Below are 26,146 nucleotides of genomic sequence, written 5' to 3'. Positions count from 1 at the left end.
AAATTTTAAGGAGTGATACTATGACGTCTAGTATACTCTCTATGAGTATAGATAGAACTCAAAATGTACCGATTATGGTAGGAGGTACTTCTGCATTTAATATAAATATAAAAAATATAAGTAGTAGTCAAAGATTATATAATTTAGGGATTTCACTAACTGTGCCTGATGGTATGGTTCTTTCAACTTCAACTATACCTCAAACCTATAGTGTAACTAATTTTGATAACAGTATCACATATTCATGGATTAATATAAAAGATCTTGCACCTATGGAAATAAGTTTTATTTTTAGCATTACAGTAAAATGTAATACAAAATTTAAAAATGGAACTACTATTCCTTTTGAATACAATTTTTCTGGAATAGCAGTATACTGTCAAGTAGACACCATGCCTAGAGGGGTTTATGATATAGGAAATGAAGTAATTAGTAATACTATATCTATGACTTATTCAACTGTGAGATTTTACAGTACTATAACTACTGCTGGAAAAGTTTTGAAGGGTGCTGGAACGTCACCTTCTTTAAATGATTATACTCAAGTAACTGGAGCCACATGTAAGTTTTTTAATAACTCAGTTTCATCTTCTTTGGTAAATATAACCATACTATTAGAAGATGGTATAAGATATATAGGAAACATTATAACTTCTGGTACTGATGCTTCTAAATTTTCAACACCTAATATAAATTTAGTTAATATTAATGGTAAACTTTATACTCAACTTTATTATGGTAACATCAATCTTTCAACTAGCAGCAGCACTACCTTAATTTTTAGCTATGCAGTATGGAATCAATATAATAGTAATCAAGGCAGCTTTATAAAACATGGTACTATACTCAACATGTCTATTAATATGAAATCTGCTGATCCACTAGCTATTTCAAATTCAGACAGTAGTACTAGCTTTACAGCTATGGATTTAATAATAAATACTTCTATAAACAAATCTACAGTAGACGTTCAATCGAACGTAACTTACACTTATGTGTATAAGGTTGGTCAATATTATAACATCCAAGATATAGTTGTCCACTACTTCTTGCCTGATGGCATATTCTATATTTCTAGTTCATCTATTCCTGCTTCAGCAGTGGATAATCCTACTTTACAGGGATATTATATAACTTATAATTTTTCTCTTACTGCACAAAATTCTACTAAAACAATAGTTATTATTGGAAAAGTAGATAATTATTATAGATATAAGAAAGATAGTCAAGCTTTAAATTTGCCTGTTGCTGCTTCAGATTTTTTCTTAGCCACAGCTGACATTTCAGGTACTATTATAGGATCATTTAATTCAGTTAGCGATAATACAAATATTAACTCTAGTATAGGTATTGGTATTATAAGCAAACAATTTGTTAAAGGTTATTATAAAAATGGAACACATAAAACTATAAATGCTTTAGCTCCTGGTGATTTGGCAGAATATACTTTAACTTATAATGCCTCTACTTTAAAAGCCATTCAAAAAGAAACTTATATAGATGATTTTTTTCCATTAACAGCATCTCCCATAGATAATTTAACTTATGTGTATACAGGAATTAATCCTGTTTCATTGCCTCAACTAATCAGCCCTCACGGAGTCGATTTTTACTATGGAAATATTACGGGGTTATCCTCAGGTACTATTAATTTTAAAGTTCCTATATCTCAACTTGGCTCAGCTTCCCAAAATTCAAACTTAATGAAATTAAAAGGTATAAATACCTATGGATATTCTTACAGCAGTCGTTCCCAAGTAACCATTAATATAGGTGCTCCAAATTTGAGCTTAACTAAATCTGTGACTGGACCTAATAAAAGTGCTATACAAGCAAATGAAATTTATACCTACTCAATTACTATAAGTAATTCAAACAATTTAGGAACAGAGACAGATGCCTTTGACTTTACTCTTAATGATACTTTAAGTGCTACCTGGTTCATAATTGATAAAAACAGCATAAATATTACTGGTACTGGTAGTTTCACTGATCCTGTCCTTCAAAACAATAATATAGTTCTTTATATAAATAAACTGGCTCCTGGTCAATATTTAACTTTGACCTACAAGGTAACTATAAGTTCAGTTTTAGCACCTGGAGTGAATATAACTACTACAGCTGCAACTACTAACCCTTATTCTCAAGTATATGATTCTACTTCTACTAACTTTCAATATAGTAATTTAAATAAAAGTGCCTCTATAACTATCTCTTCATCTGCTGTAACTCTTGCAAAAACTAATTTTAATAGTGTATTTAAAGTAGGCTCTCTTATTACCTATACCCTTACTGTTACTATTCCACAAGGTACTATTGCTTACAGTTTATATATAAAGGATACTTTACCAAGCGACAGTCAAAGCTATATTGGTCCTTCATATAAAAATAGCTTACCTATCACTACTATAGTATCTTCAAATATAGTTACTTTCCCTAATGAAGGAATCATAGATGCCAGAACTTCAACTCAAACAATCATTTATATTATGACTTCTAAAATAACTGGTGCAAATAAAAGTATTAATGCTATAAGCTCTACTCAAACTAATACTTTTCAATGTTTATACCAGCAAATTCAAAGCGGAAGCTTTACTACAATTAGTAAAAGCTTAATTGTAACAATAAATCATCCTAATTTACTAATGACTCTAACTGCACTAGATAAAACAACTTCTATTTTATATACTCAAATTGCTAATATAAATACTAACGCAATAGTACAATTTAAATTAATTTTTCAAAATAATAGTACTATAAGTCTAACAAATGGAACTATAGAAATTCCTATAGATAATAACTTTTTGTTTTATTCGATTGATACCACTGTACTATGCAGTGCAACTTTCAATATTACTTCAAAAAAAATAATTATAACTATACCTCAATTAGCCTCATTTGTATCAGGCTATATGTCTTTTACTATAATACCCCAATCTACTTTAAGAACTTGTACTTCTATAAGTACTCAAGCAGCTGCTATTTCATACTATAATGATATATCTTCTACTAAAGTATATAATGGTGAAAAAAGTAATATATTAACTTGTGCTTTACCTGCTGGAGTTTCATTAATGCCTAATCCTTTATACAAAATAGATGACTCAACAGCATTTATTGTTACACCTCTCGGTAACACAGCTGTAATACTCGATTATTTTAAAAATACTGGAGGAGGATATGATGATTTTACTTTAATAATTCAAAAAGTTGCACTTTCTTATAGCTTGTATATAGATGATGTTAAAATAAATGATATTCAACCAAATACACTTTATCAAGCAGATTTACCTGCAATGGCAAACTTACCTCCTAATATTACTAAAATCATAAAAATTACTACTGTTATTCCTTCAGAACAATCTTTAGGAATCAGATATGACTTTAAAGTTACTGTCAAATCAAAAACTTCTCCTTATCCTGAAAAAACAGTAATAAATATAGACCCTAATCCTTTCTAAATATAAAAGCCATCGATTTTTCTCTTATAATCGATGACTTTTTAATAATATAATAGTAAATTTGCATTTATAAATATTTTATGCTTACTTACAAAATCAATTGATAAATATTCAATATTTATCTTTATTTCATTTGTATCTAAATAATTTATACCTATAGGCACCATCATATAAGTTGAAAATCCCCAAATATCTTTTATATGTCTAATATGATGCCGCTTTTTATAACACATTTTATATTCAATTTTTCCTATTACCAAAAGTGTACATAAATTTGATTTTAAAATACTTATAACTTTTGTTTTTATTATTCTCATATTGTACTTAATATTGATTATTTCATTTATATGGCTGTGTGTTCTTAAGGTTTTTCCCACTGATATTTGTGTAAATAATTTGTTTTCACAATTTGTTTTTACACTATTACTAGTTTTATTTACCCTAATAGGAGCTTCTTCTACATTATATATATAATCATATTCTACAGTTGAATAATTTCTTATAGCATTTCCCCAATATATAGGTAATACCAAAACTTTAAAAGTTACTGTAACTTTCTTTCCGCTTTTTAAATTACCTATATAAAATCCTTTTTCTGGATTAGCACATTTCTTTTTTATGTTATTTATTGTTACTGAATTTTCAATAAATCTCGTACTCTTTGGAATATTATCCTGTAAAAATATATTTGTCACAATAGAACTACTTATATTGCAAATATATACTGTATATATTAATATATCAAAATAATTTGTTTCTGTTTTATTTACATTTTTTTTAACTTCCAAAATATTTTCTATAATTTGTGTTGAAACTACATTACTAAAAACAATCTTACTTACTATATAAGGTGATAGTTTATATTTAAAATCTATCCTACATTCATTTACTATTTTCATTGAATCACCTTTTAAAATAATATCTAATATTCATCTAAATACTGCATTAATATAGTAACACTGAGTATAATTTTACTTTTAGACAAACTTTCTGAACTTACATCTTCTATTAAATATCTTAAGTTTACTTTATCAGTACTGCATATATCTTTTGGTATTATTATAAATGTACTGAAAGGAATATTGACATCTATTATACTATTTTCATATGTTTTACAATTAAAAAAATAGGTTAATATCACCCTTAAGCTTATCTTTCCTATAATTATTAGCTTCTTTCCCGTTAAACATTGTCCTTCTAATGATGTACCCTCTATTGTGTCTATTATTTTTATTGATATTACCTTCAATGTTGGAATAGTAGTTTGTAAATTAGAAATGCATGCTTTTCTAAAATTATCTTTTTTAGTATGCATATAATCTTTACAATCTACCGTTTCATATACATTAAATTGCTTAAAATACTTAAATTCTTCCAATTCTTTCGAAAAGTTAAAAATTATTTTATCCAGATTAACTTCCATATTTACCTTCCTCCATTAAGTGGAAAACAATATCAATATTCAGTACATATTATGAAAGCTTTCATTCTAATGTAACTATATTTTAAACTAAATTTTTATTTACCTACAGCTTTCTTTTTAACTTAAAGTATAACCTGTATGATGTTAATCCTACTCCTACCAGACATATAACAGCAGCAGTAATATATACATACTGCATTCCATATACAAAAATATCATCTCTTCCATTTATATATCCAGAAACATGATATCCAATTTTTCTACTCATCTGACTATACAGAAGTGTTGTGGAAAATGATATTCCAAATACCATTCCTAAATTTCTTACTAGTGCATTTATACCACCTGCAATTCCTAAACTTTTCCTGTCAACTGTGGACATTACTAATGAATTATTAGGTGATTGAAACATTCCATTTCCAACAGTCATTACAGCTATAAATACAATTACTTGTGCTATATGAGAGTACTGATTTAAAAATGCCATTAAAGACAATCCTAAACTAGTTCCTATAAGGCCCAAAAGTGTCAAAATTTCTGAGCCTATCTTATCAGATATATATCCACTTATGGGTGCAACAACTGATAATATTATTGGAGATACCATCATTAAAAATCCAGTTACTGAAGGTGTAAGCTTCAGTACATATTGTAAATAAAAAGGTAATATAATATTTGAACAGCTTATTGCCACAAAAGAAATAAATGCACAAAATATACTAAGCGAAAACAACGAATTATTGAATATATCTAATTTCAATAAAGGTTGAGAACTTTTTTTCTCAACTATTATAAATAAAATAAAAAATATGATTGCAACAATAAATGAAATTATAATTCCTTTATTTTCATATCCAATGTCATTTCCTAAAGTTAATGATCCAAATAATAATACCATGGTTAATCCAAATAGAACTGTTCCTTTTATATCTAATTTTTCATTTGAATTTATATTATTATTTTTAGGAAATGTTCTCATAGAAATAATAAATGCTATAATTCCTACAGGTACATTTATCAAAAATATATATTGCCAGCTTAATATAGAAACAATTATTCCTCCTATTGGAGGACCTACCATGGAACCTAATGCAACAGATGTTGCGTTTAAGCCTAAAGCTCTACCTCTTTCGTTACTTGGAAACACATGAGTTATAATTCCTTGACTAGTTGACATAGTTCCAGCTGCACCTACTGCTTGTAAACACCTTGCTAAAACTAATAGTATAAGGGAATTTGCAAATCCACATAAAAATGAACCAAGTGTAAAAATTACAATACCTAATTTAAAAATAGTAGTTTTTCCTTTAATATCCCCTAATCTACCAAACATAAAAATAATATTATCCATCGTCTATTATAAATTTTGCTATTCGTATTATTCATATATTTTCTCCTTCTAATATTATATTGTTACAAACTGTTTAAGTACTTTCATAAATTTATTATATTATTATTCTAAGCAATATAAACATATATAAAAATTTTTTACTGAATACAAATAAAAAACATGTAGTACTTTGCGTAAACTAGACTTACGTGCAAGGCACCACATGTTTCAATGATCATTATATCAAATCAAATTTAGAAGAGTCAATATCTATTTAAACCATATTCATAAATAGATTATTTGAAACTTTTCAGCCTAAAGTTTTTTAATACTATACTTTAGAATGTTATCTACTAATTTCTGTTTTTAATTATTCTTTTCTTAAAATATCTACCGTATGTGCACTTGCTCCAAGCAAATCGGGTCTTTCACAGGTAGAAAAATGATAATCAAGAAAAAGTTTAAATGTATCATCATCCATGGCATTCAAAACTGGTCGCATATAATCAGCAGGTCCGTCTGCTGCAATTAATTTTATTCTTTGAAGGTTTACTTCATCATTTAACCTATTAATGTCTTCAATCCTTACATAATCATATAAATCTTTCGGTTCTGATACAACATGAAAATTATCAGTAAGTTTTCCATTATCAATACATTCACGAATATTGTTTTCTTTAAAACCATATGTTATTACACTATATTCGTTCATGCAATATGCTACTAAGATAAATCCTCCAGTTTTCGTTACTCTTTTTGCCTCCTGTAGTGCTTTTACTTTATCCTCAAATGTATATAAATGATACATTGGTCCAAATAAAAGTGTCATGTCAAAAGCATTTTCTGAAAATCTTGATAAATTTAGTGCTGTTCCTTGATAGGCTTTTACTGCACTTTTTTTTGATTTTAAAACACCCAAATTATGCTTTACAAGTTCAATTGCAGTAACATCATATCCTTCATTTGCCAATTCTACAGAGTACCTGCCTGTCCCTGCTCCAACATCTAAAATTTTTGCATTTTCATCATTTTCTAGATACTTATGAATATACTTCATGGAAGTTATATATTCAACTTGTCCATATCTTCTTGTTAATCTTTTATCCTCACAAAATTTATTATAGTATTTTTCCAATTCCATTGTCATATTTTTATATTCCTCATCTGTTATTATATTAAAAATTATTATCAATTACTCTAAACTACAGAGCAAAATTAATTATTTTGGATTAGCTTAATATTGTTATTGCTACACCCTTTTATATTCTAACAAATATTATACTATATTGCAGTTAAAATATAAATTTTCTTTTAACTAATTCTCCTTTTTTTTATTCCTTATTTACAAATATATTACTCTATAACAGGTATACTATTAAACTTTTATATAATCTGAATTATAAGAATTTCAAATATGATAGGAAATGCACCTAAATTTGTGTAAATTCAAATATAGGTGCATTGCACACAATAAATTCTTTAATATAATTCATGCTAAAAATCTTCCTATAAAATTATATAACTTTACTAAAGAAATATCAATAATGCTAAAGAATACTGTTAATATCATAAAATTGACATGCATAATGCACAAATTATTTGCATAATAGTATTGAAAAAACGTTATTAAATTTTGTGATACTTATGTTGAGGTCTTCCGATTCTACCATATTCTATCAATTTATCTACTTTATTTTCCTTTTCCATATGTTCAAGATATCTTCTAACTGTTACTCTTGCTATTCCTAGCTTTTCTGCTAATTCCTCTGCTGTAAAATCTTCATAATTCCTCTTTTCTATTTCATCCCATATGGATTTATAAGTATATTTGTTAAGTCCCTTAGCAAAATCATCTTCATTTTGAGAAATATTGGAACTAGATATTAATTTATCTAAATCTTTTTGTTCTATTACACCATCTTTTTTAAACTTATAATATCTGCCTTTAAATTGAATAAGTGATTCCTTAAATCTTTCAAAGCTGAAAGGTTTTATAAGATAATCTATAACTCCGTATCTAAAAGCTTCCTGTATCCTTTCAATAGATTTGTCTGCTGTAATTAAAATAATATCTATATCCATCTCCTGGCTTCTTATCCACTTTAAGAAGTCAATTCCATTTTCTCTTGGAAGATATACATCAAGCAATATTAAATCTGGTTTTTTAATAGATATAAATTTTTTTGCATCCTCTAGATTAGAAACTGATTTATATAAGTCAAACCCTTCAGTCCTCTTTAAAAACTTAGAGTTTATTTCCATAACCATAGGATCATCTTCAATAATCATTACTTCAATCATGCTTATTCCACCTTAAATTTAAAATACTGGACAACTTAAGAGATTTATTTATTCTACTTACAGTTTATTTAATATCTACCTACTGCAACCTTCCCTTTAAATTAGATTCATCAGTAAACCTTTACTTATAGAATTTTTTTCTTTTGAGAAACACCAGGCAACTTAGCTTCTTCAGTCATAAATAACAATTTACTTATAAAAATTTATTTAGCACATTTACTTCCCTGTCATTGGTATAGTTATTTGCCAGACAACTCCTTCATCTACATCTAAATCTATTATACCATTATACTCATCAATTATTTTCTTTACAATATACATGCCGTGTCCACGTTGGCCTTCCTTTGTTGAAAATCCTTGTTCGTATATTTTTTCTCTATACTCTACAGGAATTCCACCGCCATTATCTTTCACTTCTATACCTAAAGAATTTCTCATTTCAACTATTTTTACATGTATGTACCCAGTTCCATCATTCTTAACTTCATCTAAGGAATTTTCTATTAAATTTCCAATAATAGACACAATTTCATCAGAAGTCATATCCTGAGGTAACTTTGTAAGTTTTGAATTTTCATCTATTTTGAGCTTAACTCTACACTCCTCAGCTTTATTATACTTAGACAATAATAAAGCTGATAAAGAAGCATCTTTTATATTATTCGTTAAAATATTACTTATATTACTTCTCACTTTTGCTACATCCGATATGAACTCTAAAGCTTCATCGTATTCTTCTAATTGTATAAGTCCTGATATAGTATGAAGTTTATTCATAAATTCATGATTTTGAGCCCTTAAAGACCAGGCTAGTTTTTTTGCCCCAGTAAGCTCCTCTGCCATTTTGGTTACTTCTGTTTTATCTCTAAAGCTAGCAATAGCGCCTATAATCCTTCCCCTACTTATTATAGGAATCCTATTTGTCATTATTATGGTATCATTTATTCTTTGTTCCTCTTCAAATTCACATTTTCCTGTTTTTAATATATTAACCATACGGGTATTAGGAATAACCTCTTCTACATACTGACCTATAATATATTCCTTACTAATACTGCCTTCAAAATGTAATATATTTAAAGCCGAATCATTTATAAGTGTAACTTTACCTTTATCATCAACAGCTATTAATCCTTCATGAATAGCATCAAGAATCCCCATTTTCTCATTATAAAGTCTTGTTATTTCATCAGGTTCAAGTCCCATCAATGCATTTTTTATGTTATTAGCTAATAAAAATGCTCCTATTACACCTGTCATAAGTCCTCCAATACCAATTAAAATTATATATATAACAGCTGTGCGTTTAGATGTTTCAATACTATGAGTAAGTGTACCTACAGAAACAAAGCCTATTTCTTTCTTATTTTCTGAATCATATATTGGAGTAAAAGCTCTAAGTGATTTTCCAAGTGTACCTATAGCCTGAGAAATATATGTTTCTCCCTTTTGAACTACTCTTTTTTCATCTCCCCCCATAAACTTTTTTCCTATCATTTCAGGATTGGGATGGGAATACCTGATATCATTATTATCTACTACAATTATATATTCAACTTGTTCTAAATTCTTGAGCTGCGTATTAATATAAGGTTCTATTTTCCTCTCTGGATCTTTAATTTCCAGTGCAGCTACTATTTCTTTTGAATGTGCCACCATCTCAGCTACATTCATGATGTTAGTTCTAGCCTTATTTTCAATATTTCCTGTCATCCATGGGACAATAAAAGAAATGATTATGGATATGGAAATAAACACAACTGTAATGACCAATAAAGTAATTTTTGTTTGCAGTTTCATTGCCTTTCTCACATTCATCACCTTACTTAATAAAATTCATTCTTCTTATATAAAAGCAAATTTTCATAAAATTACATATTTAGAATAACTACTTGGTTAATTTTTATAAAATTAGAAAGTTTATCCGTCTACTTATATTCAAATCTAGCTTTTATAATTAAAAACATGTAAAAAACACAGAAGCATAGGAGACTATAAATGTGTATGAAAGAATCAATATAGAAACAAATACTTTTATCCCATTATATAATGCTTCTTCCATTATTGTCTCCTACTTTTCCATGTTTAATTTGATAGCTACTTATTAATTTTTTTTATTTTAGTGACATTTTTCATCATGCAATAACTTCATTGTTTAATTTTTTCACTTTATTCCTATTAAGCATTTTAAATGCATAAGTAACAATAAACGGACATACGATGGCTGATACTACACATGCTGCTGCAACCTGTGCAGTAGCTACCGTTGCTACAACAGCTAGTGTCGGATCTGCTGCTGCAACAGCTGCTGGAGTGGCTACAGCGTTTCCTGCAGTTGAGCCTGTAGCAAGTCCAATTATAGGCTCTTCTTTGAATAATTTAAGAAGTATAAATGCTCCTATTCCAGTAAAAGCAGCTATTATTCCTAATAATATACCAGGACCTCCAGCTTTTGCAATAGTTGCAAGATTCATTCCAGCACCTAATGGGAAGGAGAAGAATGGTATTAATAACATTTTGCTGCTTCCAAGAAATTTTCTCATATCAGAATCAAGATTTCCCAAAATCATTCCTATTACTATTGGAATCATTACTGCTACAAGTGCTTTAAAAGGAACTTGTGCAAGTCCTGATGCACCCAATGCAACAAGTGTAAAGAATGGACCATCTTTTAAAGATAACAAAGCATAAGCACCTACATCAGTTTCATCACCATACTGTGAAGCAAGTGATGCATATAATCCACCATTACAATTTGTGAGTGCTGAAAGAATAGCTAACGGTGATAAACCTAGTACTCCTGCAGTTCCAAAAACTTTTCCTACAAATATACCAATACCAGCACCTACTATAAATTTTCCTGTTATTAATATTGCACCTTTTTTTATTGCCTTTGGTGCTAATTTGAAGTTAATCTGTGAACCAATCAAAAACATGAAACAAGCTAAAATTGTGGATGATGCACTTGCGCTAAACAATGCTGTTGTAAATCCTCCAATTTTTAAAAATTGTGGACAAAATGTGTTAACTAATACTCCTAGAAAAAGTGGAACAACCATCATACCGCCTGGTATTTTATCAAGTGTTTTCTTAATTGGAATTTGCATTTTTATCCCTCCATTTATTTTTTCTTTTATACTCTTGTTACACCAGTTTTTCTAGCTGCTTTCATAATTTCCTCTGCTACATTTGCAGCTACTTTTTTGTCTAATGCACTTGGTATTACATTGTTTTCATTTAGCTCTTCTTCGTTAATACTGTTTGCTATAGCATAAGCTGCTGCTATTTTCATTTCTTCATTAATTTCTTTTGCTCTACAATCTAAAGCTCCTCTAAATATTCCTGGGAAAGCTAATACATTGTTAACCTGATTTGGAAAATCTGAACGTCCAGTACCTACTACCCTTGCTCCTGCTGCCTTTGCTTCATCAGGCATTATTTCTGGAGTTGGGTTTGCCATAGCAAAGAAGATTGAATCCTTGTTCATTGATCTTACCATGTCCTGACTTATTATTCCTGGTGCTGAAACCCCTATAAATACATCTGCACCTACTAATGCATCTGCTAAATTTCCTTGAATATTCTCTAGATTAGTTACCTTTGCAAGTTCTTTTTTAGCATCATCTACATTTTCTATTCCTCTGTAAAGAATACCAACCTTATCACATGCAATTAGATTATTTACTCCTGAAGAAAGTAATAATTTAGCTATAGCAGTTCCTGCAGCTCCTGCACCATTTATAACAACTTTTATATCTTCTATTTTCTTATTAACAACTTTTAAAGCATTTATTACACCTGCAAGAACAACTATAGCAGTTCCATGCTGATCATCGTGGAATACAGGTATATCAAGTTCCTTTTTTAATCTTTCTTCAATTTCAAAGCATCTTGGCGCTCCTATATCTTCTATATTAATTCCACCAAACACTGGAGCTATAAGTTTTACAGTTTTCACTATATCGTCAATATTCTTTGTATCTACACATATTGGAAATGCATCAACATTTGCAAATTCTTTAAATAAAATTGCCTTACCTTCCATAACTGGTAGTCCAGCTTTAGGCCCTATGTCTCCAAGTCCCAATACTGCTGTTCCATCTGTAACTACTGCAACTAGATTTCCTTTTGAAGTATATTTATAAACGTTTTCTTCATCCTCATAAATCTTTCTGCATGGCTCTGCAACTCCAGGAGTATATGCTAAACTTAAATCATCTCTTGTCTCAACCTTAACCTTTGATATTATTTCAATTTTTCCTGTATTTTTTTCATGTAATTTTAAACTTTCTTTAAAATAATTCATTTTTAAATCTTCCTTTCATTTTTTATATCAATTTTTGTAACCGTTTGCTATGAGTAAATAATATCATCAATATTTACTTATTAAAATATTTTGAACTTTTAAAATATATTTTGGTCATAAAGAATATTTTGTTTTATTTTTAACAATTCTTATTATCATTTGGAGGAATTATAAAATATTAGCCTAAAATAAGTTTTATTTTACTAAAATAAAAAGCCAGTATATATGCTAGATATACACTGGCTTTTTAAGCTTACTATTTAATAGTTACTATATTCTTTTGTCCACGTTTTATTTGACTTCCAGCTTTAACTGATACTGTTTGACCTTCAGCTAAATTTGTAAAAATAATTGGTGTAATAATTGATGGAACCTTATCTTTTATTACATCTAAGTTTGCCTTTAATATAGGCTGACCTGCCTTAACCTCAGCTCCCTGCTCTACTAAAGCTTCTAGTCCTTCACCTTTTAAATTTACTGTGTCTATACCAAAGTGAATTAGTATTTCACTTCCATTTGCTGCAGTTATTCCAATAGCATGTTTTGTTGGAAAAACAGTTGTTATTACTCCATTTACAGGTGAAACGACCTCACCATTTGCTGGCTCTATAGCAAATCCATCTCCCATCATTTTCTGTGAGAAAACTTCATCTGGAACTTCTGTTATAGGTAATATTTTTCCATCTAAAGGAGCTACAAAAGTTTTGTCATCTGATTTCGTTACTGCTACTTCTTTTTTATCCTGCTCTTCTACAACTGTTGGAATTTTTCCAGCCATAATATCTTTAATTTGAGTCTTTAACTGATCGGACTTTCCTCCAAATATAGCCTGAATATTATTTCCTACTTCCATAACACCTGCTGCTCCTAATCTCTTAAGTTCAGCCTTATCTACATTTTTAATATCAGTAACACTTACTCTTAAACGAGTTATACAAGCATCTAAATTAGTTATATTTTCTTTTCCACCTAATGCTTTTAATATTGCTGCTGGTAATTCTGACTTTTGAACATCAGATGTTACTTCTTCTTCAGCATCATCTTCACGTCCTGGAGTCTTAAGATTCCATTTTCTTATAGCAAATCTAAATCCAAAGTAGTAAATCAATGCAAAAACCAAACCTACTGGTATTACTAACCACCATGCTGTTCTATTTGGTATAACTCCAAATAGCATGTAATCTATTAAACCTCCGGAGAACGTCATACCTATCTTAACATTTAACAATTGCATTGTCATGAAAGATAAACCTGCAAATACAGCGTGTATTGCAAATAGTGCTGGTGCAACGAATAAGAATGAGAATTCTATTGGTTCTGTTATACCAGTTAAGAATGAAGTTAATGCTGCTGATGCAAGTATACCACCTGCAATAAGCTTCTTTCCTGGTTTTGCTTCATGATACATTGCAAGCGCTGCTGCTGGCAATCCAAACATCATAAATGGGAATTTACCTGCCATAAATGTACCTGCTGTAAATTGTGTACCGCCATTACTAAGCATACCAAATTGAGTAAAGTCTTTTAATTGAGCCATGAATATTGTTTGGTCTCCTCTTACAATTTGACCAGTTGCTCTACTTGCGTATTCTCCAAATTGATACCAGAATGGATTATAGAATATGTGATGTAATCCAAATGGTATTAATGATCTTTCAATAACTCCAAATACAAATGCTGCTAATGTAGGATTTGCATCAATCATATTATGTGAGAATGTATTTAATCCATATTGAATTGGAGGCCATACAAATACAAGTATAATTCCTAAAAATATTGATGTTACTGCTGTCACAATTGGAACAAATCTTTTTCCTGCAAAGAAGCCTAAATATGAAGGCAACTCTATATTGTGAAATTTCTTATAAAGCTTCGACGCTACAACACCTATTAAGATACCACCAAATACACCTGTCTGTAATGATGGAATACCTAAAACTGATGCATAAGCTGGATTATTGCCACTTGCTAACTGTGAAGTAACTCCTGCTACTATTCCTAAAGTTTTATTCATTATTAAGAAACCAACGATTGCTGCAAGTCCTGCAACACCTTCACCACCTGCAAGTCCTACTGCAACACCTACTGCAAATAATAATGAAAGATTACCAAAAATAATATCTCCTGATTGCTCCATAACTTTAGCAAAAGTCTGGAATGCATGGTTATTCAAAAATGCTACATGACTTAAGAAAGCTGGATTTTGAAACATGTTACCAAATGCAAGCAAGATACCTGCAGCTGGTAATATTGCAACTGGAAGCATTAACGCCTTACCAATTTGTTGTAACTTACCAAAAATACTACCTTTTTTAGACATATAGTTATTCTCCTTAATTTTCTATCCTAATATTATTTGTAATTGTTTTCATTTCAAGGCTTAATTTGATTAATCAACTAACCTAATTGTGCTACAAAACACAAAAGGCATGAGCTAAGGTAATTAAAACTATATTATATCTATTCGACTAGTACAAATAGATATAAATATAATCTAACCAACCTTTGCTCATGCCTGATCGAATCAGTAACACGCAAATTGTTAATATTTATTTTTTTATAAACTGCAAACCTTTTTACTATATTTTAAAAACATCATATCAGATTTGCTATATTTTTATTATATCAAATCACTATTACTCTTTCAATATCTTTTTTTACATTAAATCAATTTTTTTTTTGCTTTTCATTAAATAAGTTTTTATTTTCGTGATTTTTCAAGTGCTTGCTGTATATCTATTAATAAATCATCAATGTTTTCAATTTCTACAGAAAATCTTAGCAAATTTTAAAATGTTATAAACATAGTATGATTTATTACATTTTGTTATAAGTATCCATGATAAATATCAGTATAATTTCTATATGAAACTGCAAAATCCAACAAATTATTATGTAGCTACCAAAACAGAATCTGTATAGCCTTTTACCACTTTTGATTCAATGCAATCTAATGCTATCATTATAAAGAAATAAATATTAAATGTAGTGATTTTAATAATCAAAATGTTATAATTAAAGAACTAAAGACAAAATAATTTAATAGAAAGAGTGTATTTATGAAAGATAGTATACAAATCAATAAATATTTAGAAAAGGCAGAGAAAGCCTTTGAAGAAAATAAATTAATTAAAGCATTAGATTTATATAATAAAGTTTATGAACTTTCAAGTGGTGAAGATGTGGATGCAGTAATTAATTTAGCCTTAATATATGACTCTTTGGGAAAGTCAGAAAAAGCTGAGGAATATTATAGAAAAGCTTTAAGTATAGATGATTATGAAGAGAGGGCTTACTATGGTTTGGCTACAATATATGATGAAGAAGAAAAATATGAAGAAGCTATAAAATTATACAATAAAGCTATTTACATAAATCCCAATTACCATAAAGCTTACTTTTTCTTAGCAAATGCTTATGATGTATCTGGCGAAAAAGATTTAGCAATAGAAACTTATGAAAAGCTATTAAGTTTGAACTCTCTTGATTTTTGGGCAAATTTAAATTTAGGGTGTATTTATGAGGAACAAAATGAAAATGCTCTTGCATATAAGAAGTTTTCAAAGGCTTTAAAAATAAATCCAAATAATCATTTAGCTTTATTCAATATGGGGGTAATTTGTTATAAGTTTAATATTATAGAAAAAGCCATTAATTTCTATGAAAGAGCAATTGAAAAAGATACAAATTATGAATACAGTTATTTAAATTTAGCAATAATTTATAAATATGACGATACAAAAAAAGGTATAGAAATTTTATCAAAAGGTATTAATAATTGTAGTGAAGCACATTTTTTATACTATAACAGGAGTTGTTTTTATGCTTTGATTAATGAAGAAAGCAAAGCCTGTGAAGATATAATTATAGCTTTAAAATTATATCCACAGTTTTTAAAATATATTTTTGAAGATGAAGAACTAGAAAATGTAAGAAAACTAAATTCGTTTAAGGAATTTGTTGCTAATTATAGTTCATACAACACTAATATAATTAAAACAACTCAAAATAAAGCTTAGTGTTGAACGCACTAAGCTTCTCTTATTTATATTATCTTAATAAACCTATATTATCATAATTTATTTAAATTATGATAATATTTAAAACATTAATGCTTTTTTTAACACTTATAAAGAAAGTCTACATAATTTATTATATGGTTTACCTCAACTAAATATATACTAATTATTTTATATCTTTCAACTTATTTTCTAAATAATTTAATACTTCTTCCCTGCTTTCTGGTTTATCATGGCCCCATACATAATTATTAAAATCAAATGATCTAATTAATTCTATATACTTTTCCAATTTATATTTATCAAATTTTCCATCATTATTATAAAAATCTTCACAACCTGCATCACCAACAAAAATAGTTTTTTCTTCAGGTACATAAACAAATACTGAATCTTCTGAATGCGGTGAATTAGCTTCTGTTATTTCCAAGCAAATTCCACCTAAGTTAATTTTTAAGCTACCACTAAATTCTACATCTGAAGTTATAACTTTTATATTTTCCCTGTTTGGATACTCTACTTTAATACATGTATCACACATTTCAATGTCTTCACCTGTTTCAAGCCTATTCTTCATATCATCATCGGACCATTGCCATGCTGCAACTTCTTTTAATTTTTTATTTGTCATCTGTCCTGCAATTGTTTTTCCTGATACTGCGTGCATACCGAAAGTATGATCCCAATGCCAATGTGTAATAACAGTATAATCCGGTAACCTTAAATTTATCTTTCTTAATTCCTGGTAAAATTTTTCAACATGCTTACTTGAGTTCCCTGCATCTATAGCCAATGAATATTTATTTCCATATATATATCCAAGTACGGGTCTATCATTCTTTTCTTCATTAGGTAAATAATAAATTCTATTAGTTAACTTTTTTAATTCCATAGTTCTTCTCCTCAAATTCAATCTATCTTAAATTATAATTTAGAAAACATACTACATTATTACATATTAAAAAGTAGCAACCTGTTAATTATGTCTTAATACATTGTTTTATACAAATGCTTTACTGTAAATTATACCACCAAGTTCCACAATAAACCATATTACTTTACTTTTTGGCATTAAAATTAATCTGTCATTCTTCCAGGGCATGGAATATTTATTTATAATATTATACTTTAAGGTATATTTAAGGTTACGATGGTATACTTTATATCAAGAGTTAAAAATGATTATTTCACAAGGAGGAATACCTGATGCAACAGTCTAAATATGACATTAAATGTGAAACACTATCACCTGAACATGAATTTTATAAAGAATCTTATATACTATTAGAAGGAGCAATTATTGAAGTTATTTCTAGATTGGATATTATTCGAAAATACAAAGCAGCACAACAATGTAAAGATCCTATTGAACATTGTAAGGCAAGAATTAAATCATCTAAGAGTATGAAAGAAAAATTAAAACGAAAAAATTTACCCGTTACGGTGGAGAGTGCTTTAAATGAAATCCATGATGCAGCTGGAATACGTGTTATTTGTCCATTCTTGGATGATATTTATTGGATTGTAAATATGCTTAAGAATCAACAGGATATTAAGGTTATTAAAGAAAAGGATTATATTCATAATCCTAAACCAAATGGATATCGTAGTTATCATATGATTTTACAGGTACCATTGCATCTGGAAAACCGAATTGAAATGGTATACTGTGAGATTCAAATACGTACTATTGCAATGGATTGCTGGGCAAGTTTAGAGCACCAGTTAAAATACAAGAAAAACATTCCTAATGAAAAAATGATTTCTGAAGAATTAAAACGATGTGCAGATGAAATTGCTTCAACAGATTTGAATTTGCAAACTATTTCAGATATGATAGAAGAAATACAACATGAGGATGGAGAAGATAAATATGAGAATTTTACTAGCTGAAGATGAAAAAGAATTATCAAATGCTTTGGTTGCCATTTTAAAACATAACAATTATTCAGTGGATGCTGTGTATGATGGATCAGATGCATTAGAATATGGATTATCAGAAAATTATGATGTAGTTATTTTAGATATTATGATGCCTAAGATGAACGGACTAGAAGTATTGGAAAACTTAAGAAAAAGAGGAATACATATGCCTATCTTGATGCTTACTGCAAAGACTGAAATTGAAGACCGAATTCTTGGACTAGATACAGGTGCAGATGATTATTTGAACAAACCTTTTGCTATGGGAGAATTGCTAGCTAGAATTCGTGCTATGACACGGCGAAAATCTGAATTTACGCCAAATCTAATTAAAGTAGGCAATATTAGCCTTAACAAAGAAAACTATGAGTTATCAAATGAAAAGTCATCTCTAAGACTTGGTAATAAAGAATTTCAAATGCTTGAAATGCTAATGAATAATCCAAAATGTTTGATTTCTACAGAACAGTTTTTGGAACGAATATGGGGATATGATGCAGAAGCTGAAGTTAATGTAGTGTGGGTATACATTTCTTATCTGCGTAAAAAACTGGCTTCCTTAAATGCTAATGTAAAAATAAAGGCAGGTAGAGGTGTTGGCTATACGTTGGAGGAAAGTAAATGATTAAAAAATTACAGAGAAAATTCATTATGATTACAATGGCTTCACTGGCTTTAGTTGTAGTGATTCTTCTTGGCTCCATTAATATAGTTAATATTTATCAGATGGATCGCAAAATTAATGGCGCTCTTAAGATTCTTTCGGAAAATCACGGAAAATTTCCAATATATGAAAAAGGAAAACTACCACCTAATGAGTTTAAGTTTGGTTTTCAAATGAATGAGGAAACTCAATTTGAAACACGATACTTTGTAGTAAAAGTCAATAAAGACGGCAGTATACGAGAGATTGATACAAGCCATATTGCTGCTATTTCTTCAGGCAATGCATCAGCATATGTAAATAAAGCATTAAGTAGCAGTAAAAATAGAGGATATAAAGGCATATATAAATATATAGTAGTAGATAATACCGATGGCTACATGCTTGTGTTTATGGATTGTAGAAGTCAAATCCAGATGGCTACTTTATTTTTACTTACTTCATGTACTGTTGCATTAGTAACTCTTCTGCTTGTGTTTGTCCTTGTATCTATTTTTTCTAAAAAAGCTATTAATCCCATCATTGAAAATATGGAGAAGCAAAAACAGTTTATTACAAATGCAGGACACGAGATTAAAACTCCACTTGCCATTATTTCAGCTAATACAGATGTAATGGAATTGACTGGAGGTAAAAATGAATGGATTACCAGCACTCGAAATCAAATTACCCGTCTGGATAAGCTTATAAAAAATCTACTTACACTTTCAAAGATGGATGAAGGAAATATTAAATTAGTGTTTACTGATTTTGATTTAAGTGATTTAGTTTCTAAAACAACAAGCCAATTTGGAACTATTGCAGAAACAAAGAATAAAAAGTTTTTAATGGATATTAAGCCAGGGCTGAAATTACATGGAGATCAAAGTAGCATAAATCAGCTCGTTTCTACTCTTGTTGACAATGCTGTAAAGTATTCTAATGAGGAAGGAACCATTAAAATTTCTCTATCTGCTGCAAAGAAAGGAACTAAACTAGAAGTATATAATACAGCTGATGAGATTGATAAACAAAATTTAGACAAGTTATTTGACAGATTCTATCGGTCGGACTCATCAAGATCCAGAGAAACTGGTGGTTATGGAATTGGTCTTTCCATTGCCAAATCCATTGTTCAAGCTCATCATGGAAAACTTTCTGTTAGAAGTGATGATGGCAGGTCAATTTGTTTTACTGTTCTAATATAATTAAAGTATCTTCAAAAATAACAAAACCCTATACTAGTCTATTTTTGTAAGATAAAGAAACAGAATCCTTAGATATCACAACTATCTGTAGGATCTGTTTCGTTATCTTACAAAAATATTTTTTTGCATATTAAGCTTCTTACATTGATGATTATAGGTGTAGCTTATTCTTAACCATCAACCTAAAAAATTATCTTAAAAAGATGGTATATAAAGTTCTTCTGAATCATGATCATAAGTAAATAGTTCAGCATATCTTCCCCAATCAATTATGATATCCATCATTCCTTCAATTTCATTATATGAAAAGTGCTGCTTAAATAACTCCTTAAAAAATTCTTCTTTCATTGTATGATTCCTTTTATTATTTAAAACATTCATTATTAATCGAAATGTAGATATATCCTTCAGCTGCTTTTTAAAAAGTTCTTTACTTTCATCTTTATCTAACTCTACAAATTCTTTTCCAAGCTCAGTTATAAAAATATCCCCTTCCTTTACCTCTGCAAAGTTAAGCATAGATATACCTTCTATATTAGGAAGAAGATCATCTATTTCCATCATTAAGTCTCCCCCTAGCTGATATATATCCATCTTACCACCATTATCATCTATAAGTTCAAGTAAACCAGACATCACACCAACATGAGCATTTGGAATCTGAATAGGCTTTTCTCCATTTTCTTTGTTTGAACTCACACTTTTATTTAATTTCTTTTCTTCATTATTTTCAGTTTTTCCTTTGATTAATAACTTATAAACATTATCAACTATTTTTTCAAATTCCGGTGACTTTCTGTTCCTTGGATGCGGAAGATCTATTTTAATCTCAGCAATTATATGTGCAGGATTTCTGCTGAGCATTACAATCTTATCTGCCATAAGTACTGCCTCTTCGATACCATGAGTGATCATTATTATACTTTTTATAGGCATCCTTTTTTCCTGCCATAGATCAACTAATTCCGTTCTTAAATTTTCAGCAGTTAAAAAGTCTAGTGCCGAAAAAGGTTCATCTAAGCAAAGCAGCTTTGGTTCTACCGCTAATGCTCTTGCAAATCCTACCCTTTGTCTCATTCCTCCTGAAAGTTCCTTTGGATATGCTTCTTCAAATCCATCAAGACCTATAAGCCTTATAAGTTCTTCAGCTTTTCTTCTTGTATAATCTTTGGGAAATCCTTTAGCCTTAAGTCCTAATTCAACATTTTCACGAACAGTAAGCCATGGATAAAGTGCAAAAGTTTGAAAAACTATAGAAGCATATGGATTTACTCCAGTTACTTTCTTACCATCAAAAACCACTTCACCATAATCTGATTCTACTAGTCCTGTTATAGTTCTTAAAAGCGTTGATTTACCTGAACCAGATGGTCCTAATATGGCAATGAACTCACCTTCGTTTATAGTTAAATTTATATCTTCTAAAGTAGGTTTATCTGAACCTCCAAAATATTTTGTAATTCCTTTAACCTTTATAAATTCTTTTATGTTCTTCATGTTTTCCACCCCTTTATAATTCTATTTTAAATTTTTCTTCTGACAGTATATATAATCTCTTCCACAGAGTTTTATTAACACCAACTACCACAATACACATGATAATAGTTGCTATAAGTAAAAGAGGATAATTCCCTTTTTCTGTAGCTTCTGATATAAGAGCTCCAAGTCCTATAGTAGATATAGTTCTCCCACCAAAGTTAACATATTCAGATACAATACTTGCATTCCAGCATCCACCTGTAGCTGTTACCATTCCAGTTAAAAGATAAGGAAATATAGAAGGAAGTATAAGAACTTTCCATTTTTTCCATCCTTTAATGCCAAAGGTTTTAGCCGCAGCCTTTAAATCCTCAGGAATAGACATTGCCCCTGCAATTACATTAAATAATATGTACCACTGAGTTCCCATTAACATTAAAATCACTGATGCAATATTTAATCCACCAAGTTTATTCATAAAATATATCAAAATTACAGGAAAAAGTGCAGTTGCTGGGATTGAAGCTACAACCTGAATAATGGGTTGTAGAACATTTGCTACCTTTTTATTCATACCTATAGCTACTCCTACAGGTACTGTCCATATTAATGCTATAACTTGAGCTGCAATAACTCTTAAGAATGAATAACCTACAGAAGGAAGTATCCTTCCCCATTCATTTTTGGAAAGATGCATTAATAGTTTAAATGCATTAAATCCTGAATACAAAAGCAATCCATAAACTAATACTCTTACTATACATCTAACTGTAAATCCTATTTTTTTTCCTTTAGTTCTCTCTTTGCTCATAAGCTTTACAAGAAATCTATCTATAGCATCATTTAAATTTTCTGCAACAGGTTCATATACTTTTTCAATCAAAAACTCGACAATCACTGATCTTCTCAAAAGTGTAAGTACAAATGAACGAGGTATTTCACTAGATTCGGTAAGTTCCATTTTAAACTTATCTGCCCAAACGGTTACTGGCTTCCAAAATAATTGATCTAAAACTACAATAACCAATATTAATGCAGCTATTCCCCAAGCTAATGCTTTCTTGTCTCCTTGACTTGCAGCAGTTTGCAAGAAAGAACCAATACCTTCAAGTCTAAAATCTTTACCTTTTAATGTAAACATCTCACAAGCCATAAGAAAGAACCAGCCACCTGCCCAAGACATCATACTATTCCAAACTAATCCAATAATAGCAAAGGGTACTTCTAACTTTTTAAAGTTCTGCCATTTATTTAATCCAAATACTCCAGAAGCTTCTTTTAAATCTTTAGGCAATATTTTTATAGAATTATAGAAGCTAAAGGTCATATTCCAAGCCTGCCCAGTAAATATTAATACAATACAAGATAATTCCAAACCTATATTATGACTAGGGAATAATGCTATTAAGCCTAAAACTACTGCAGGTAAAAATGATAATACTGGTATGGATTGAAGAATATCCAGTACTGGAACCATTACCTTTTCAGCTTTTTCATTATGTGCAGCTATGTATCCATACACAAGAGTAAACATTAAAGATAAGACGTAAGCCCCTGTCATCCTACCAACTGATTTCAAAACGTACATTGGAAGATTTCTTATATCTGTTGAAACCTGTATTCCACTAGTATTTACATTTCCTTTTATACCTGGAGAAATTGCTAAATATAATATTGATACAATAATTAAAAATATAATTATATCAAGTACTCCAAGCTTTCTATTTATAACTGTTTTTTCTAATTTCATTTTAATCCACTCTCCTTTAATTTAATTGTTACTCAATAACTACCACCATCCTCAATACTCATTATAATTACCGCCGCCTTTCTTATTCATAAAATAAAGTCTATATAAGCTTTAATTAAATACCTTATCTACATTAGTACCTTGAATTTCTAAGTAAAAAATAAAAGAGCCCTAAAAAAGGCTCTCTAAAAACTCCAAAGACGAATAAATAAATATTCTTATAAATATCCTTCGTTGAGCTTTAGCACTATATAGCTTTGAGTTAAACTCAGCTACATTAAGTAAAACCTTAATTCGGTAGTACCTGTTGACCCATTGGCATCTTTCGATATTTTTGGGCAGTAGCATGTATCTAATATAGGAGCCTCACCTAACAATACATATTCAATTTTATCTAAATTTCTCATACTGTGTAAGTATAAATTTTTATGCTTAGCTTGTCAATAAAAAAATACATTTTCTTTGTCAAATTTACTTTACATGTATTATGTTAAAAAATATATAAATCAAGTTTTATCTTCATTAGGATCTAGTGAATTTATTATATCTAAATTCAAACTTATACAAAACATAGTTAGGAAGCAAAAATAAATTTGCTACTAAATTTACTCACTAAAATATATATAATTCAACCATATTATGCACATTACTACAAATGCCTTATTGATTTTAATATAAATTATAGTATAATTTATATTATTATTATAATTTAACTAAAACAGTAATTAATATACTAATGATAACAAATTAAGGAGTTGATTAACAATATGAATACTGATACAAGTACTATAATTAAATATCAAGTACAAACATTGAAATTTGTAATAATTATATATTCCATAAGTGCATTACTAGCAGGTTCAATGTTTTCAGTAATGAAACTATTAGGACTATACAACGAGGTTAAATGGACTTATCTAATTGGTCTGTTTTTAGTAGGAATTTTAGAGATGTTTATTTTTAACGTTATGTACAGGCTAACAGTTATAGATGAAAAATTGAATATTAAAATGTTCAAAAATATGAAAATAGTTACACTTATAGCTTGTTATATAAACTATTTATATATGAATTTTATGATTCCGTCAAAAGAGTTATGGGTAACCATTTTCTATATGATTACACTGACTTCTCTATTTCTGGATAATAAAATTAATATAGCTGCTATTATATTAAGTATTATCTCAGAAATTATGTTATTTACTTTAAATTCCTGTATATTACCTAATGAGTTCTTTTTAAGAGAATTGATACTTAGAATAACTTCTATATTTCTTGTTTCATTTGGACTTTTTTCTTTTACCTACTTTGCAGCTAAATTATTAAAAACCATTGAAAAAAATGAAAATGAACTTAAAATAAATAATGATAGTATAAGCAATTTATTTAACAAAACTACCGAATTTGCTAAAGTTTTATTAAGTTCAAGTGAATCTTTAGCATCCATAGCTTCAGAAGAAGGCGCAGCTATGGAAGAAATATCAAGTACTACTCAATCTGTTACTAAAGATACAGACAAAATATTAAAGGACTCTTCTGAAAATACTAAAGTACTTAATCAGCTTTTAGATGCTAATAAATCTATATCTATAAAAGCTAAGGATACTGAAACTAATTTTGTTAGTTTAATTAATTTATCTATTAAAAATGAGGAAGCTTTAAATGAAACTCTAACTATCATAAGTGGTATAAAAAACAGCATAGATAACACCCTTGATGCTACAAAGATCCTTGAAAAAAAATCCAAACAAATTGATGAGATACTTCTTATAATAAAACAAATATCTGAACAAACTAACCTCCTTGCTTTAAATGCATCAATTGAAGCTGCAAGCGCCGGTGAGTTTGGAAAAGGATTTTCAGTTGTTGCAGATGAAATTAGAAGACTTGCTGAAGATACAGGTATGTCCTTGAATAATGCAACTTTGATCACTAACGAAGTTAAAGAAAAGGTTACTCAAGTAGAATACCTTATGATTGAAAACTCAGAGAAAGTAAGCAATGGTGATGCTATTATAACTAAAGCTGTTGAAAATATAAAGATTATGTTGACTGGACTAAAAGATTCAGGACATAATATTAAGGAAATAAGCGACTTGACTAATACTCTCTTAGGAGAAACTCAAAATGTTGTTACATTTAACAATAATATTTTCCAAACTATGAAAGAAACCATATCAAACTTCAATCTGGTTGATAAATCTATAAATGAAACTACAGAAGTAAGCGAAGAATTGACAAACAGTGCGGAAAACTTAAAAAACATAGCAGTTGAAATGAACAAATTGATTTCGCAATAAGCT

Annotated in this window: 18 protein-coding genes and 1 riboswitch; of the genes, 6 read left to right on the top strand and 12 right to left on the bottom strand. The window is 29.1% G+C overall.

Going from position 1 to position 26,146, the window contains the following annotated elements; translation table 11 throughout:
• Nucleotides 1-20: 20 nt before the first annotated feature.
• Nucleotides 21-3,461, top strand: a complete 3,441-nt coding sequence (locus HBE96_RS08095; RefSeq protein WP_169297255.1) for an isopeptide-forming domain-containing fimbrial protein — start codon at nucleotides 21-23, stop codon at nucleotides 3,459-3,461.
• 41 nt (nucleotides 3,462-3,502) lie between these two features.
• Here the strand turns inward: HBE96_RS08095 and HBE96_RS08090 are convergent, their stop codons facing one another.
• The 9 genes from HBE96_RS08090 to ptsG all read right to left on the bottom strand — a co-directional run bounded on the left by HBE96_RS08090 (nucleotide 3,503) and on the right by ptsG (nucleotide 15,141).
• Nucleotides 3,503-4,360, bottom strand: coding sequence for a DUF11 domain-containing protein (locus tag HBE96_RS08090; protein ID WP_169297254.1), 858 nt, complete (start codon nucleotides 4,358-4,360; stop codon nucleotides 3,503-3,505).
• A gap of 23 nt (nucleotides 4,361-4,383) precedes the next feature.
• Nucleotides 4,384-4,884 carry a DUF3794 domain-containing protein gene (locus HBE96_RS08085; protein WP_169297253.1) on the bottom strand — a complete coding sequence of 167 codons (501 nt, stop codon included), beginning with the start codon at nucleotides 4,882-4,884 and terminating at the stop codon, nucleotides 4,384-4,386.
• 103 nt (nucleotides 4,885-4,987) lie between these two features.
• On the bottom strand, nucleotides 4,988-6,235 hold the full coding sequence (locus HBE96_RS08080; RefSeq protein WP_243186866.1) for an MFS transporter: 1,248 nt from the start codon (nucleotides 6,233-6,235) through the stop codon (nucleotides 4,988-4,990).
• 349 nt (nucleotides 6,236-6,584) lie between these two features.
• Complete coding sequence (locus HBE96_RS08075) at nucleotides 6,585-7,361, bottom strand: class I SAM-dependent methyltransferase (RefSeq protein ID WP_169297445.1); 777 nt, start codon at nucleotides 7,359-7,361, stop codon at nucleotides 6,585-6,587.
• A 479-nt stretch (nucleotides 7,362-7,840) separates the two neighbouring features.
• Nucleotides 7,841-8,515 (bottom strand): response regulator, encoded by a 675-nt coding sequence (locus tag HBE96_RS08070; RefSeq protein ID WP_169297252.1) that lies wholly within the window; start codon nucleotides 8,513-8,515, stop codon nucleotides 7,841-7,843.
• A 216-nt stretch (nucleotides 8,516-8,731) separates the two neighbouring features.
• Nucleotides 8,732-10,228: an ATP-binding protein gene (locus tag HBE96_RS08065; protein WP_243186865.1), complete on the bottom strand. Its 1,497-nt coding sequence runs from the start codon at nucleotides 10,226-10,228 to the stop codon at nucleotides 8,732-8,734.
• A 422-nt stretch (nucleotides 10,229-10,650) separates the two neighbouring features.
• Nucleotides 10,651-11,622: a 2-keto-3-deoxygluconate permease gene (locus HBE96_RS08060; RefSeq protein WP_169297250.1), complete on the bottom strand. Its 972-nt coding sequence runs from the start codon at nucleotides 11,620-11,622 to the stop codon at nucleotides 10,651-10,653.
• A 26-nt stretch (nucleotides 11,623-11,648) separates the two neighbouring features.
• Nucleotides 11,649-12,821, bottom strand: coding sequence for an NAD(P)-dependent malic enzyme (locus tag HBE96_RS08055; RefSeq protein WP_169297249.1), 1,173 nt, complete (start codon nucleotides 12,819-12,821; stop codon nucleotides 11,649-11,651).
• A 256-nt stretch (nucleotides 12,822-13,077) separates the two neighbouring features.
• Complete coding sequence (gene ptsG, locus HBE96_RS08050) at nucleotides 13,078-15,141, bottom strand: glucose-specific PTS transporter subunit IIBC (RefSeq protein ID WP_169297248.1); 2,064 nt, start codon at nucleotides 15,139-15,141, stop codon at nucleotides 13,078-13,080.
• A gap of 739 nt (nucleotides 15,142-15,880) precedes the next feature.
• Between ptsG and HBE96_RS08045 the strand changes: the two genes are divergently transcribed.
• On the top strand, nucleotides 15,881-16,840 hold the full coding sequence (locus HBE96_RS08045) for a tetratricopeptide repeat protein (protein WP_169297247.1): 960 nt from the start codon (nucleotides 15,881-15,883) through the stop codon (nucleotides 16,838-16,840).
• Nucleotides 16,841-17,006: 166 nt separating this feature from the next.
• Here the strand turns inward: HBE96_RS08045 and HBE96_RS08040 are convergent, their stop codons facing one another.
• A complete protein-coding gene (locus tag HBE96_RS08040) occupies nucleotides 17,007-17,732 on the bottom strand; it encodes an MBL fold metallo-hydrolase (RefSeq protein WP_169297246.1) in 726 nt (241 codons plus the stop codon).
• A gap of 314 nt (nucleotides 17,733-18,046) precedes the next feature.
• On the opposite strand from HBE96_RS08040, the gene HBE96_RS08035 reads away from it, so the two are divergent.
• From HBE96_RS08035 to HBE96_RS08025, 3 genes are read left to right on the top strand one after another with little or no spacing between them, the layout of a single operon-like run.
• Nucleotides 18,047-18,733 (top strand): GTP pyrophosphokinase, encoded by a 687-nt coding sequence (locus HBE96_RS08035; RefSeq protein ID WP_169297245.1) that lies wholly within the window; start codon nucleotides 18,047-18,049, stop codon nucleotides 18,731-18,733.
• Nucleotides 18,714-19,388 carry a response regulator transcription factor gene (locus tag HBE96_RS08030; protein WP_206154858.1) on the top strand — a complete coding sequence of 225 codons (675 nt, stop codon included), beginning with the start codon at nucleotides 18,714-18,716 and terminating at the stop codon, nucleotides 19,386-19,388. The genes HBE96_RS08035 and HBE96_RS08030 overlap by 20 nt, the downstream gene beginning before the upstream one ends.
• A complete protein-coding gene (locus HBE96_RS08025) occupies nucleotides 19,385-20,614 on the top strand; it encodes a sensor histidine kinase (RefSeq protein ID WP_169297243.1) in 1,230 nt (409 codons plus the stop codon). The genes HBE96_RS08030 and HBE96_RS08025 overlap by 4 nt, the downstream gene beginning before the upstream one ends.
• 195 nt (nucleotides 20,615-20,809) lie before the next feature.
• Here HBE96_RS08025 and HBE96_RS08020 read toward each other — a convergent pair whose 3' ends face one another.
• Nucleotides 20,810-22,111 carry an ABC transporter ATP-binding protein gene (locus tag HBE96_RS08020; RefSeq protein ID WP_169297242.1) on the bottom strand — a complete coding sequence of 434 codons (1,302 nt, stop codon included), beginning with the start codon at nucleotides 22,109-22,111 and terminating at the stop codon, nucleotides 20,810-20,812.
• A gap of 13 nt (nucleotides 22,112-22,124) precedes the next feature.
• Nucleotides 22,125-23,843 (bottom strand): ABC transporter permease, encoded by a 1,719-nt coding sequence (locus tag HBE96_RS08015; protein WP_169297241.1) that lies wholly within the window; start codon nucleotides 23,841-23,843, stop codon nucleotides 22,125-22,127.
• A gap of 219 nt (nucleotides 23,844-24,062) precedes the next feature.
• Nucleotides 24,063-24,228: riboswitch (M-box (ykoK) riboswitch) on the bottom strand.
• A 382-nt stretch (nucleotides 24,229-24,610) separates the two neighbouring features.
• On the opposite strand from HBE96_RS08015, the gene HBE96_RS08010 reads away from it, so the two are divergent.
• Nucleotides 24,611-26,143, top strand: a complete 1,533-nt coding sequence (locus tag HBE96_RS08010) for a methyl-accepting chemotaxis protein (protein ID WP_169297240.1) — start codon at nucleotides 24,611-24,613, stop codon at nucleotides 26,141-26,143.
• Nucleotides 26,144-26,146 lie beyond the last annotated feature (3 nt).

It is taken from the genome of Clostridium muellerianum, from assembly GCF_012926525.1.
GTDB classification, from domain to species: domain Bacteria; phylum Bacillota; class Clostridia; order Clostridiales; family Clostridiaceae; genus Clostridium_AM; species Clostridium_AM muellerianum.
Note: the sequence above shows the minus strand (reverse complement) of the source record. Positions and strands in the feature narration are given on the sequence as shown.